Raw genomic sequence first — 12,342 nt, 5'->3', positions numbered from 1 at the left:
GATCGGCGCGAAGAGCGGCGCGAGCGGCCCCGCGGCCGTCGCCGCGCCGTCGCGCGCCGCGAGCAGCGCGGCCCATGCCGTATCGGTTTCGGCCTTGTCCATCGTGGCGCCTCATGCCCGAAGCGAGCCGGGCGCGCCAGGGTCAGGGCCGGCCGAGGGTGACCGGCAGGATCTGCACGGCGGCTTCGGCCAGCAGCCCCGCCAGGATCGGCAGCGGGAAGGCCGCGAGCAGGCGGAGTGCGACGAAGCGCCAGCCGAGCACCGGGTACTCCCAGGTGATGATCCGGTGGATGGCGAAGATCGACCATCCGGTGATGAGGGCCGCCATCTGCGGCACGCCCGCGCCGGCCTTGGCGAAGGCGAGCACCAGGGGAAACGTCACGAAGGGCCCCCCCGGCATCAGCCCGCCAGCGAAGGAGGCGAGGAGGATGCCGGAGAACCCCGACTCCGGCCCGATCAGACCTTCGGCGGCATCCGCGGGGATGAGTTCGGCCAGGAAGGCCGCCATCGGCAGGGCGACGGCGAAGACCGGCAGGATCTTCAGCAGGCTCTGTCCCGCATCGACGCCGACCTTCCGCGCCGTGCCGGGCCCGCGCCGCAGCGCGAAGCCAAAGGCGATGGCAGCAAGCAGGGCGAGCAGGAGTTGCCCGCCGGTCATTTCGGCGCCTCCCAGGCGATGGGCAGGCGGCGCGCGACCCAGCCGGCCAGCATCGGCATGGGCAGGGTCAGGACGGTGCGCAGGATGGCGAAGTCCGGCCCGAGCAGGGGCATCTCGTAGACCAGCAGCTTCTGGAAGCCGTTCAGCGACCAGGAGAGGATGTAGGCGACGAGCGCGCCGCGATCCGCCCCCGCGCCGGCCAGCACCAGCACCAGCGGAAAGGCGGCCATCGGCCCGCCCGGCGTCAGCGCGCCGGCCAAGGTTGCAACCGCCAGGCCGAACCAGCCGCTTTCGGCCCCCATCCAGCGGGCGAGCGCGCCAGGGGACATGAGCTGGCGCAGCGCGGCCGCGAGAACGAGCCCCGCGACCAGCGAGGGCGCAATGAAGAGGAACAGCTCCCAGGCATGGAACAGCGCCGCGCCGAGCGCGCCCAGCCCGTCGCGCCGCCAGAGCGCGGCGCCGGAGGCGGCGGCGATCGACCCGATGAGGAGCAGGCTGGCGTGGCGGCGGAAGAAGGCGGTCACGCCGTCAGGCTGCGCCGGGTGGGCGCGCCGGGCAAGGCATCCCGCCCGTATGGCTGGCCTGCGACCTGCCGTCCCAGGCGCGGCATGCCCGACTGGGCGGCCGCGCCTGATCCGACGTGCCGCTACACCCGCGCCGACAGGGCGAGCGCCGGCGCGCGGGTCTGGGTCATGCGCCCGAGCGCCGCGTAGCCCGGCGGCGCCGCCTTGGGCATGGCAGCCCCCGCGATCGTCTCGATGACGCGGGACTGGAGGGAGACGGCGCGTTCCAGCAGCCGCTTGTTCTCCCGCCCCAACTCATCGATGCGCCGGGCGAGGATCTCGGCCGCGGCGCGCACCTCGCCCGCCGGCGGCCCGCCATGCTTGGCCTGCGCCGCATAGGCCGCGGCGAAGGCGTCCGACGCCGCGATCTTGCTGCTGGCGAGCGTCGCGGCGCGGGAGAGGTCGAGGGCGGCGAGCGCCTCGTTCTCCGCGCGCAGCGCCTCGGCCAGGCGCTGCCCGGCCAGGATCAGTGTGTCCATCATGGTCCCGCATCTCCCGTATTGGGGTTCTGGGTGGCACCGCGCATGCGCGTCATTTCGCGCAGCACGGAATCGGCGAGGCCGAGCCCATGGCCGGACCGCGTGGCGGCGGCGGCGAAGGCATCGACGAGCATGGGGCGCCACTGCGCCTCGGCCGCCCCGCCGCCGAAGCGGCTGCGGGACTGGTCGACGGTGGCGAACATGGGCTGGAGCATCAGGCCGAAGGCCTGGGCCTCGAAGTCGCGGGCGGCGCGGCGCATGGCGGCCTCGTTGCCGCTGGCGGCGGGGGCCGAGAGGCCGCGGGGCTGGACCGGCGGCAGGGCGGGGGCGTCCATCAGCGGATCTCCAGTTCGGCCTGGAGGGCCCCCGCGGCCTTGATGGCCTGGAGGATGGTGATCATGTCGCGCGGCCCGACGCCGAGGCTGTTCAGGTTGCGCACCAGGTCCTGCAGCGTGACCGACTGCGGCACGATGCCCAGGCGCCGCTCGCGCTGGTCGTCGACCTCGATGCTGGTGCGCGGCACCACCACCGTCTCCCCGCCCGCGAGGGCGTTGGGCTGGCTGACCTGCGGCGTCTCGGTGACGCGGATGGTCAGGTTGCCCTGGGCGATGGCGACGGTGGAGACGCGCACATTCGCGCCCATGACGATGGTGCCCGAGGCCTCGTCGATCACAACGCGGGCGACCTGGTCGGGCTCGACGCGCAGCTGCTCGATCCGGCTGAGGAACTCGACCGGGCTGCGGCCGCCCAGGGAGACGGTCACGGTGCGCGAATCGGAGGCCTGCGCCACGTCCCCGCGCATCGATCCGTTGATCGCCGCGGCGATGCGCCGCGCCGTGGTCAGGTCCGGGTTGCGGAGCGAGAGCCGGATGCGGTCGCGGCTGGCGAGCTGGAAGGGGACCTCCCGTTCCACGATCGCGCCATTGGCGATGCGGCCGGAGGTCGGCACGCCGCGGGTGATGCTGGCCCCCGCGCCGCGGGCACTCACGGCACCGGTCGCGATCGCGCCCTGCGCGACGGCATAGACTTCGCCATCGGCGCCGAGCAGCGGGGTGACGAGCAGCGTCCCGCCCGTGAGGTTGGTCGCGTCGCCCAGGGCGGAGACGGAGATGTCGATCCGGCTGCCGGGGCGCGCGAAGGGCGGCAGGTTGGCCGTGACCATTACGGCGGCGACGTTGCGCGTATCGAGCTGGCGCTCGTTGTCGCGCGTGTTGACGCCGAGCCGTTCGAGCATGCCGACCAGGGATTGCCGGGTGAAGACCGCCGAGCGCAGACGGTCCCCCGTGCCGTTCAGCCCGACGACCAGCCCGTAGCCGACGAGCTGGTTGTCGCGGACGCCCTCGACATCGGCGATGTCCTTGATGCGGACCTGCTGGGCCGCGGCGGGCAGGGCGCAGGCGAGGGCGAGCAGCAGCGCCGCCGCGGCCATCTTCGTTCTCGCGTAAGCATTGCCGATCAAGATGCGTCTCCTGCGCGCCGCCCGCGTCGCGTCGTGGCGCGTTTGCCTGCTGGGCCCCGGATGCGGGGGCAGCCGGGGCAGAGGGGAAAGGGCAAGCCGCGTGCCAGCCCGGACCCCCGTCCGGCGGGCGATCGGGGCGGCAGGGATTGCCGGGAGACGGCCGGAGGTGCCGGTCGCACGGAAGGGATGGGACCATGGTCGGTGTTCGGGGCGTGACAGGCGGGGTGGCGACGGGGGCGGGGCGGCAGGTCCGGTCCTCGGGCAGCGGCTTCCGGCTGGGCGGCACGGGCGGGTCCACCGGCGCGGCGGCCGCGCAATCGGCCTCGGCACCGCAGGGAATCGGGCTGCTCGCCCTGCAGGAGACCGCGCCGGCGGCGGAACGCGACGCCCGCGCGCGCAAGCGTGGGGAGGAGCTGATCGAGGAACTCTCCGCCCTGCAGCTTGCCCTGTTGTCGGGCCGGGCGGACCCGGCGCGGCTGCGCCGGCTGGCGACGCTCTCGGTGGGCGAAGCGGCCGCGGATCCGGGGCTGGCCGCGGCCGTGGCGGGGCTGCAGTTGCGCGCCAGGGTGGAACTCGCACGGCTCGGCCTGTCACCAGACTGAAAAGCGCGCCGTTTCAGGGATTTGTCGCGAAAGCCCCTCTTGGCTTCCGCCACGGGGCGCGTCTATGTTCCGCCCGCGCTTAGGGGGGGTCGGCCGCCACAGAGGCGGCCAGGCCCTCGGGGCCGGGGAAGAACATACATGCTCGTGACGCTGCCGCCCGACTACAGGCCCTCGGAAGCCGAGGAGTTCATGAACCCGCAGCAGCTGGAGTATTTCCGGCAGAAGCTGCTCCGCTGGCGCCAGGACCTGCTGCGGGAGGCCGGCGAGACCCTCTCCTCCCTCTCCGAAGGCGGCATCACCGAGCCCGACCTGACCGACCGCGCGAGCGTCGAGACCGACCGGGCCCTGGAACTTCGTACCCGCGACCGGGCCCGCAAGCTGATCAGCAAGATCGACCAGGCAATCGAGCGGATCGAGAACGGCACTTACGGCTATTGCGAGGAAAGCGGGGAGCCGATCGGGCTCCGGCGCCTCGAAGCCCGCCCCATCGCGACCATGAGCATCGAGGCGCAGGAGCGCCACGAGCGCATGGAGCGGGTGCACCGGGACGACTGATCCCGCGATCGCAACGCTGCCCCGCCTGGGACACGCGCCATCCGCCGGCCGGGCCAAGACAGCGGGCCCCGCTGGACGTGCCACGATCGAGGATGATCGCCGCGCCACGAAGTCCATGGCGCTGAGCAAGCGCGCCGGTGGCCCCGTGCGCTACGCCGCATGAGGCCGAATCGTCGCCGGCGCGCCGTGGCCGCCGCGCCCTCGCCGCGCGCCGCGCGACCACCAATGCGGATCGTCCGGACGCTGCTGGTCGGCGCGGCCGGCATCGCGGTGCCCATGCTCCTCCACGCCCTCCTGCTGCCGGTCTGGGGCGAGGGTTCGACTCCGCTCTTCGTTGTCTTTGTCCTCTCGCTGCTGCCCGCGTCCGGCGTGGCCTTCTTCTGCGCCGGCCCGGGCATGCTGCGCATCGGCTACGCCATGTGCATCGTGATCGGCGCGGCCTTCCTGTCCATCGGCCTGAACGAGGCGCGCATCTTCGGCGCCGTGCCGAGCCTGGATGCGGCCGAGGCGCCCTCCCGCCCCGCCGCCGCCGGCTTCCTGCTGCCCCGCGCCGCCCCGCGCGCCGATCTTGCCCGCATGGTGGAGGTCCGCCTCGACCTGCCGCGGCGCGACATGCGGGGGCGCTCGACCAGCCCCAGCCGGCTGCGCGGTCGCTTCACGGTGGTGCCGGTGGTCGGCCCCGACTGGACGCCGGCGCAGCCCGTGCCGGTGGTCGCGGTGCTGGACCACGGGCCGGATGGCGCGGTCCACGAGGTGCCGGGCGCGCCCTGGGATGCGGGGCGCGGCGTGCTGCGGCTGCTGCCGGACCCGCTGCGCGAGCGCGCCGTGGAGGAAGCGCTGCGCCAGGCGGGATGGACGGCGGCGCCGCACATCGTCGTCGGGCGCTGGGTCGCGGATCCGCGCTGGGCAAGGCTCGATGCGGCCATGCCGCTGCTGTCGCTGTTCGGCGTGGCGATGCTGGGCCTGGCGCTGGTGGTCCTGTCCCGCCATCCGCGCGCCGCGGCGCGGCTCGACGGGCTGACGGAGGGACTCGGCGACCCGGCGATCCCGCTGGGACGGCAGATCCTGCTGGGCATCGTCGCGCTCACGCTGCCATGCCTCATGGCGCTCGCGATGCGGCATGCCGAAGTCGAGGTCGGCATCCTGATGATCGCGATCGCCTTCGCCGCCGTGCCGTCCCTGATGCTGACGATCGGGGCGTCGCGCAAGGCAACGCCGATCGGCGTCCTGATCGCCGGCGTGATCCTGGTCGTCGCCCTGCCCATGGCCGTGGCCGCGCGCGGCGCGGGTCCGCGCGGCGACCTGCCCTCGCTCGCCGGCGCGCGCTGGGCGGATGTGCAGGAGGCGATGCTCGTGCTCGGCGCGGGCTGGCTGGCCTGGGCCGCGCTCATGGTCCTCGGCCGCATGCTGGAGCGGCGCGGCGGCGCCGCGCGCTGACCGGCGCGACCCTTCAGCCGGTCAGCGGCGGCGGCGGATCGTCGAGGCCGTCCGGCACGACGGCCAGCGGATCGCGCGCGATCAGCCCGTCACCGTTCTCCGCCACGCGGCCGACCCGGCTCGCCACGGGCCAGAAGGCGAGCAGCGGATCCTCGGCCGGGCGCAGCAGCGCGAGAAGGGCTGCCTCATCCTCCCCGCCTAGCCATGCGTCCCAGGCCGCCGGCGGCAGGATGACGGGCATGCGGTCGTGCAGCAGCGCCTGCCGGCCGTCTGCGGCGCAGGTGACGATGGTGTAGGTGCGCAGCCATTCGCCGTCCGGCTGCTTCCAGCCTTCCCACAGGCCGGCACAGGCCATGGGCTCGCCGGATCGCAGCGCGCAGGCGAAGGGCTGCTTGCCCTTTCCTTCCGCCCGCCATTCGTAGAACCCGTCCATCGGCACAAGGCAGCGGCGCTTGTGGAAGGCGTCGCGGAAGGCGGGCTTCTCCGCCACAGACTCGCCGCGTGCATTCATCATGCGTGCCGCCCCCGTCGCATCCTTGGCCCAGCGCGGCACGAGGCCCCAGCGCAGCACGTCGAGGTGCCGCGCCCCGGTCTCGGGATGCCGCCGCACCACCAGCCCGTCCTGAGTCGGCGCCTTGTTGAAGGACGGCAGCAGGTTCGGCGTCGCGTTGGTGGTGCCGAAGTAGCGCGCGATGTCCCCGGACGACCGGGCCTGGAAATACCTGCCGCACATGATTTTTGCCCGCCGGAGAGGTAGCCGCCACGCCAACCCTACCTCTCCGGCGCAAGGGGGGGCAGGGCCCCCCTAGACCCCCTGCCGCGGCGCACCGCCGCGGCAGGGGGGGCGTCCTGACAAGGCAAGGGCGGGGCGGCCCCTTGGCCACCCCGCCCCGCCTTGCTGCCTGCCGCGATCAGAAGGGCAGGATGATGTCGAGCAGTTCCTGGCCCACCCGCGGCCGCTGCACGTCGCTGATCGTGCCCCGCCCGCCATAGGCGATGCGCGCTTCCGCCAGCCGGTCGTGCCGGACCGTGTTGTCGGATGCGATGTCCTGCGGGCGGATCACGCCGCCGACCGTGAGGTCGCGCATCTCGCTGTTCACCCGTACCTGCTGCCGGCCGGTCACCACCAGGTTCCCGTTCGGCAGCACCTGCGCGACGGTCGCGGCGACGCGCAGCGTCACCGTCTCGTTGCGCCGGATGGCGCCGGTGCCGTTCACGCCGGAGGTCGAACTCGCCTCCACCAGCCGGCTTGGATCGATTCCGGTCGGCAGCAGCCGGGCGTAGGAGGATTCGAGGCCGAGCAGCCGCGGCAGCCCCATCCCTTCCGTGTTGTCGCGCGATCGCACGGTGCGGTTCTGCAGTTCCGCCTCGTCCGCGATGGACACGAGCACGGTGATGATGTCGCCGACCGCTGCTGCGCGCTGGTCGCGCAGGAAGGTCCGGCTGCCCGGCCGCCACAGGGAATTGTTGGCGAGCGGCGGATCCTGCGGGTTCGGCATCGGCATGGAGACCGGCCGCCAGCGCGGATCCTGCGTCGGGTTGGTGATGCCCGCCATGTCGGGCGCGTCGCCCAGGCGGGACAGCCGCTCGGCGCCCGAACAGGCGGCGAGCAGCATCGGCACCATCAGAAGAAGGATGCGGCGCATCTCAGCCCCTCCGCGCGATGGTCACGGGTGTCGATCCCGGCCGCACGCGCACGCGGCCCGGGCCGATCGCCTCCGCCTCGACGACGGAACGCGACGAGAGGTTCATCACCGGCACCATTTGCCCGCGCGCCGCCGATTCCATCGCGCGGCCCTGGGCGGTCAGGGAGATGCCGGGGCCTTCCAGCACCATCAGCACCAGCTGGTTCTTGGTCACGATCGCCGGCGCCGTCAGGTCGACGGACATGAAGGGCAGGTCCGAGGCGATCGGCCGGCGCAGCTGCTTGCCCACCACATCTTCGGCCCGCTGCGCGGTGCCGGGGCGGACGCGCTCGGCGCGCTGGCGCACCTCCCGCAGATCCTCGGGCCCGACCACGTCGCCCACCGCCATCCGCCGCGTCGCGACCACGACCGGCACCGTCGGCACCGCGCGGCCGGCGAGGCGGATGCGCTGCGTCGCCATGCCCTCGGCCGAGACGACGAGCGTCACGGCGAAGCGGCGCGACGCCGTATCGACATAGGGCGCCTCGACCATCACCTGCGGCAGCGCGCCGAGCGGCACGAGCGGCGGCGAGAAGCCGGGCAGCTCCAGCTCAGCCTCCGGGTCGAGGCCGAGGCGCGACAATTCGTCCCGCAGCATCGCCTCTACATCCTCACGCGGCAGGGGGCGGCCGGGGCGCTCGATCACGCTCCGCTCCTCCCCCGACAGCGGCCGCCAGGCGAGGCCATGCCGGCGCGCCAGGCCCGAGAGCTGCGCAGCGTCGAGCATGATCCGACGGCCGGGCGCGGGGGCGGCGCCCACGGTGCGGTCGGCGAGATCGCCGGCATTTTCGAAGATGTCCCCGAGCCTGAGCACCGTGTCCTCGGCGAGCACCAGCGGGCGCGGGAAGGGCGGGGCCACCTCGGCCCGCGCGGGCAGCGCGAGGGCGGGCAGCAGGAACAGCGCGCGGCGCTTCATCAGCGGAGCCTCGTCAGGGTGGAGAGCATCTCGTCGGATGCCGTGATGACGCGGGAATTCATCTCGTAGGCGCGCTGCGCCGTGATGAGGGAGGTGATCTCCTGCACCACGTTGACGTTCGACGTCTCGATGAAGCCCTGCATGGTCTGGCCGTAGCCGGGCGTGCCGGCGGCACCCTGCTGCGCGTCGCCGGAGGCCGGCGTCGCGAGGAAGAGGTTGTCGCCGATCGCCTCGAGCCCGCCCTCATTCGCGAAGATCGCGAGCTGCAGCTGCCCCACGTTCTGCGGCTGCACCTGGCCGTCGATCTTGGCCAGCACCTCGCCATTGGCGTTGATGGTGACATCGCGGGCATTGGCCGGGATGGTGATGCCCGGGTTCACGACGAAGCCTTCGGCCGTGACGATCGTACCTTCCGCGCTGAGGCCGAAGGTGCCGTCGCGGGTGTATGCGGTCTCGCCCGAGGGCAGCTGGATCTGGAAGTAGCCGTTGCCGCGGATGGCGAGGTCGAAGCGGTTCTCGGTCTGCTGCAGGTTGCCCTGCTCGCTGATGCGGTAGACGGCGGCGGTGCGCACGCCGAGGCCGATCTGCGCGCCCGAGGGCAACACCGTGCCGGTGTCCGCGCTCTGCGAGCCGGTGCGGCGGAGGTTCTGGTAGATCAGGTCCTGGAACTCGGCGCGCCGGCGCTTGAAGCCGGTGGTCGAGATGTTGGCGATGTTGTTGGAGATGACCTCGACATTGTTCTGCTGGGCCATCATGCCGGTGGCGGCGATGTGGAGGGATCGCATGGTGGCTCTCCTCAGGCGCGGCGGCGCAGGATGCGCTCGACGGCGGTGGACAGGCGCTCGCCCTCGCGCTCGGCGAACTGGGCGGCGAACTGGAATTCGCGGAGCTCCGCGGTCAGGCGGGTCATCTCCAGGATCGGGCGGACATTGCTGCCTTCGAGCGAGCCCTGGACGATCCGCGGGCGGTCGACGGCGCGGGCTTCCTCGCCCGCCGGGTCGAACAGGCGGTCACCCTCGGCGCGCAGGTTCTGGACATTGTCGAAGCGGACGATGCGGACGCGGCCGAGCGTGCCGTTCTCGCTGCGGATCGTCCCGTCGCCCAGCACCTCGATGCGCGAATCATTCGGCGCGACCGCGATCGGCGCGCCGTCAGTGTTGAGCAGCGGGTGGCCTTCCATGTCGACGATCCGCCCCCCTTCTCCGAGGGAGAAGCGGCCGGCGCGGGTGAAGCGCTCGCCGCGCGGCGTCTCCACCGCGAAGAAGCCTTCGCCGTTGATGGCAAGGTCGAGCGGGTTGCCGGTGCTCTGGATCGGGCCCTGGTCGGTCTCCCGCCAGGTGGCGCGGTCCTGCACGAAGGCGACGGGCCGGGCCCCCGCCGGTCCGTCGACCTGGTTCTGCCGCGCGACATATTCGGCGAAGACCGGGCGCAGCGCGCGGAAGCCGGGCGTGTCGGCATTGGCGACGTTGTGCGCCAGCACCTGCGTCGCGCGGTTCTGCAGCGCGAGGCGGGAGAGAATGATGTAGCCGGGATTGTCCATGCCGCTCTGGTCTCCTGCCCGGGGCCTGGCCGCCGGGCGGGGGCATCAGGGCAACCGGCGTGCCAGCCCTGGCGGCCGATCCGGCCGGCAATCCCTGCCGGTGGGCGGCAGTGTTGCGCCCCGGGCGGCAGGGCCGGCCGGGCGTTAACGAACGGCGCAAGGGTTCCTTAACGACCCCGGTGGATGCTGGGCGCCTGACAGGAGGTCGGGCATGGCGTCGGCAGCGGCACCCGCGGCAGAGGCTGCGGAAGGCGAGGCGAAGAAGGGGGGCGGCAAGAAGAAGCTGCTCCTCATCGCGCTGCCCGTCATCCTGATCGGCGCCGGCGCGGGGCTGTGGTTCACCGGCATCCTGCCCGGCCTGCTCGGCATGAACCCCCCGCCCGCCCAGACGGCGGAAGGGGAGGGCACCCCGGCGGCGGAGGCGCCCCGCCCGCCCGCCTTCTTCGACATGCCCGAGATCATCACCAACCTGAACGTGCCCGGCCGCCGCCCGGTCTTCGTCAAGCTGCGCAGCAAGCTCGAGATCACGCGCGCCGAGGATTCGGCCGCGATCCAGACCGCCATGCCGCGGCTGCTCGACCTGTTCCAGACCCATCTGCGGGAGATGCGGCCCGAGGAGCTGCGCGGCTCCGCCGGCACCCAGCGGCTGCGGGAGGAACTGGTCGCGCGCGCCAACATCGCCGTCGCCCCGCCCGCGGGCAGCAACCAGCCCACGCCACGCATCACCGACGTGCTGTTCACGGAGATCCTGGTCCAGTGAGCACGCAGGAGGAAGACGATCTCGCCGCCGCCTGGGGTGCCGCGCTCGACGAGGAAGGCGCCCAGCCCGACGGCGAGGCCGAAGCCGCCGCACCCGCGCCCGACGCGACGCGCGTGCTGAACCAGGCCGAGATCGACAGCCTGCTGGGCTTCGAGACCGGTCCGTCCGGCTCGGGCGAGGAAAGCGGCATCCAGAAGATCATCTCCTCCGGGCTGGTGTCCTACGAACGCCTGCCCATGCTGGAGATCGTGTTCGACCGGCTGGTGCGCCTGATGTCGACCACGCTGCGCAACTTCACCTCCGACAACGTCGAGGTCTCGATCGATGGCATCGTCTCGCTGCGCTTCGCGGACTACCTGAACTCCATCCCGCTGCCGGCCATGCTCGGCGTCACGCGGGCGGACGAGTGGGACAATTACGGCCTCGTCGTCGTCGATTCGGCGCTGATCTACTCGGTGGTCGACGTGCTGCTCGGCGGGCGGCGCGGCACGGCGGCGATGCGCATCGAGGGCCGGCCCTATACGACGATCGAGCGGACGCTGGTCGAACGCCTGATCGGCGTCTTCCTCGACGACCTGACGGCGGCCTTCGAACCGCTCTGCCCCGTGCAGTTCAAGTTCGACCGGCTCGAGGTGAATCCGCGCTTCGCCGCCATCTCCCGCCCGTCCAACGCCTGCGTGCTGGTGCGCCTGCGCATCGACATGGAGGATCGCGGCGGGAAGCTGGAATTGCTGCTGCCCTACGCGACGCTCGAGCCGGTGCGCGAGCTGCTGCTGCAGCAGTTCATGGGCGAGAAGTTCGGCCGCGACAGCATCTGGGAAACCCACCTGGCCGAGGAGCTCCGGTCCACCGAGGTCGCGCTCGACGTGGTGCTGGACGAGCAGGTGATGCCGCTCGCGCAGATCGTGGAATTGCGCATCGGCGATCGGATCACGCTCGGCGTCGCGCCGGGCGCGCCGGTGCGGCTGCGCTGCGGAGAGGTCTCGCTGTTCGAGGGCGAGCTCGGCCGGCGCGACCAGCGGCTCGCCGTGCGCATCTCGCGCGAGCTGGAACGGCGCAAGGAAGTGGGGGCCTGATCATGAGCATCCTGGAATGGGGCCTTCAGATCGTGCTTCTCGCCCTGCTGGGCGCGGCGATCCCCTTCGCGCTCAGGCTGGAACGCGCGCTGCGCGAGATCCGCCGCGACCGCGGCGCGATGGAGACGAGCGCGCAGGGCCTGAACGAGGCCGCGCGCATGGCCGAGGCCGCGATGGTGCGCCTGCGCGCATCGGCCGAACTCGCCGGCCGGCAGGTGGCGGAACGCACCGCCCAGGCCGAGCCGCTGCGCGACGACCTGCGCTACCTGATCGAGCGCGCCGAATCGCTGGCCGACCGGCTCGAGGGCCTGGTGCGCGCGGGCCGTCCGATGGCGACCGACACGCCGCGCGCGTCCGAATCCGGCCCGGCCCTGCAGAGCCAGGCGGAACGCGACCTGCTGCGCGCCATCTCCCTCGGCGCCGCGAGGGCCGGCCGATGAGAATGCCGCGCCCGCGGCTGCTGCCGCTCGCCATCCTCGCCATGGGCGGCCTGTTCCTCGTGAAGGCGGAATCGCTGCTCGGCGTGCTGCGCGCGCCGTCGGGCCTGCCCGGCGCCGTCGTCGCGCCGGCGCAGGCGGGGGTCGGGAGGGCACAGGGCAGAGGCCCAGCCGC

At 72.9% G+C, this 12,342-nt stretch carries 16 protein-coding genes; 6 read left to right on the top strand and 10 right to left on the bottom strand.

Annotated elements, in window-relative coordinates:
• Positions 1 to 142 precede the first annotated feature (142 nt).
• The 5 genes from HW577_RS11975 to HW577_RS11955 all read right to left on the bottom strand — a co-directional run bounded on the left by HW577_RS11975 (position 143) and on the right by HW577_RS11955 (position 3,129).
• Positions 143 to 658 (bottom strand): hypothetical protein, encoded by a 516-nt coding sequence (locus tag HW577_RS11975; RefSeq protein ID WP_198376365.1) that lies wholly within the window; start codon positions 656 to 658, stop codon positions 143 to 145.
• Complete coding sequence (locus HW577_RS11970; protein ID WP_198376364.1) at positions 655 to 1,182, bottom strand: hypothetical protein; 528 nt, start codon at positions 1,180 to 1,182, stop codon at positions 655 to 657. Before HW577_RS11970 ends, HW577_RS11975 begins: the two co-directional genes overlap by 4 nt.
• Positions 1,183 to 1,304: 122 nt before the next feature.
• A complete protein-coding gene (locus HW577_RS11965; protein WP_198376363.1) occupies positions 1,305 to 1,703 on the bottom strand; it encodes a hypothetical protein in 399 nt (132 codons plus the stop codon).
• Entirely contained in the window at positions 1,700 to 2,035 is a 336-nt protein-coding gene (locus tag HW577_RS11960; RefSeq protein WP_198376362.1) for a rod-binding protein, read from the bottom strand. The genes HW577_RS11965 and HW577_RS11960 overlap by 4 nt, the downstream gene beginning before the upstream one ends.
• Positions 2,035 to 3,129: a flagellar basal body P-ring protein FlgI gene (locus HW577_RS11955; protein WP_198376366.1), complete on the bottom strand. Its 1,095-nt coding sequence runs from the start codon at positions 3,127 to 3,129 to the stop codon at positions 2,035 to 2,037. Before HW577_RS11955 ends, HW577_RS11960 begins: the two co-directional genes overlap by 1 nt.
• Positions 3,130 to 3,353: 224 nt before the next feature.
• Between HW577_RS11955 and HW577_RS11950 the strand changes: the two genes are divergently transcribed.
• From HW577_RS11950 to HW577_RS11940, 3 genes are all read left to right on the top strand, one after another.
• Positions 3,354 to 3,761, top strand: a complete 408-nt coding sequence (locus tag HW577_RS11950; RefSeq protein ID WP_198376361.1) for a flagellar assembly protein FliX — start codon at positions 3,354 to 3,356, stop codon at positions 3,759 to 3,761.
• Positions 3,762 to 3,899: 138 nt separating this feature from the next.
• Positions 3,900 to 4,316: an RNA polymerase-binding protein DksA gene (dksA, locus tag HW577_RS11945; RefSeq protein ID WP_198376360.1), complete on the top strand. Its 417-nt coding sequence runs from the start codon at positions 3,900 to 3,902 to the stop codon at positions 4,314 to 4,316.
• Positions 4,317 to 4,541: 225 nt separating this feature from the next.
• Positions 4,542 to 5,753 (top strand): hypothetical protein, encoded by a 1,212-nt coding sequence (locus tag HW577_RS11940; RefSeq protein ID WP_198376359.1) that lies wholly within the window; start codon positions 4,542 to 4,544, stop codon positions 5,751 to 5,753.
• A 13-nt stretch (positions 5,754 to 5,766) separates the two neighbouring features.
• On the opposite strand, the gene HW577_RS11935 is transcribed toward HW577_RS11940, so the two are convergent.
• The 5 genes from HW577_RS11935 to flgF form a co-directional block, all read right to left on the bottom strand.
• Complete coding sequence (locus HW577_RS11935; protein ID WP_198376358.1) at positions 5,767 to 6,486, bottom strand: SOS response-associated peptidase; 720 nt, start codon at positions 6,484 to 6,486, stop codon at positions 5,767 to 5,769.
• A gap of 178 nt (positions 6,487 to 6,664) precedes the next feature.
• Entirely contained in the window at positions 6,665 to 7,399 is a 735-nt protein-coding gene (flgH, locus tag HW577_RS11930) for a flagellar basal body L-ring protein FlgH (RefSeq protein WP_198376357.1), read from the bottom strand.
• 1 nt (position 7,400) lies between these two features.
• The gene (gene flgA / locus HW577_RS11925; protein ID WP_198376356.1) at positions 7,401 to 8,354 is read right to left on the bottom strand and encodes a flagellar basal body P-ring formation chaperone FlgA; all 954 of its coding nucleotides are present in this window, start codon (positions 8,352 to 8,354) and stop codon (positions 7,401 to 7,403) included.
• A complete protein-coding gene (flgG, locus tag HW577_RS11920) occupies positions 8,354 to 9,139 on the bottom strand; it encodes a flagellar basal-body rod protein FlgG (RefSeq protein ID WP_198376355.1) in 786 nt (261 codons plus the stop codon). The genes flgA and flgG overlap by 1 nt, the downstream gene beginning before the upstream one ends.
• Before the next feature lie 11 nt (positions 9,140 to 9,150).
• Positions 9,151 to 9,894 (bottom strand): flagellar basal-body rod protein FlgF, encoded by a 744-nt coding sequence (gene flgF / locus HW577_RS11915; protein WP_198376354.1) that lies wholly within the window; start codon positions 9,892 to 9,894, stop codon positions 9,151 to 9,153.
• 211 nt (positions 9,895 to 10,105) lie between these two features.
• Here flgF and HW577_RS26510 point away from each other — a divergent pair, with 211 nt between their 5' ends.
• From HW577_RS26510 to HW577_RS11905, 3 genes are read left to right on the top strand one after another with little or no spacing between them, the layout of a single operon-like run.
• Positions 10,106 to 10,654, top strand: coding sequence for a flagellar basal body-associated FliL family protein (locus HW577_RS26510; RefSeq protein WP_232474874.1), 549 nt, complete (start codon positions 10,106 to 10,108; stop codon positions 10,652 to 10,654).
• The gene (gene fliM, locus HW577_RS11910) at positions 10,651 to 11,730 is read left to right on the top strand and encodes a flagellar motor switch protein FliM (protein ID WP_332837647.1); all 1,080 of its coding nucleotides are present in this window, start codon (positions 10,651 to 10,653) and stop codon (positions 11,728 to 11,730) included. The genes HW577_RS26510 and fliM overlap by 4 nt, the downstream gene beginning before the upstream one ends.
• A 2-nt stretch (positions 11,731 to 11,732) precedes the next feature.
• Positions 11,733 to 12,170: a DUF6468 domain-containing protein gene (locus HW577_RS11905; protein WP_198376352.1), complete on the top strand. Its 438-nt coding sequence runs from the start codon at positions 11,733 to 11,735 to the stop codon at positions 12,168 to 12,170.
• The last annotated feature ends 172 nt before the right edge of the window (positions 12,171 to 12,342 follow it).

The organism is Neoroseomonas rubea, from assembly GCF_016106015.1.
Taxonomy (GTDB): Bacteria; Pseudomonadota; Alphaproteobacteria; order Acetobacterales; family Acetobacteraceae; genus Neoroseomonas; species Neoroseomonas rubea.
Note: the sequence above shows the minus strand (reverse complement) of the source record. Positions and strands in the feature narration are given on the sequence as shown.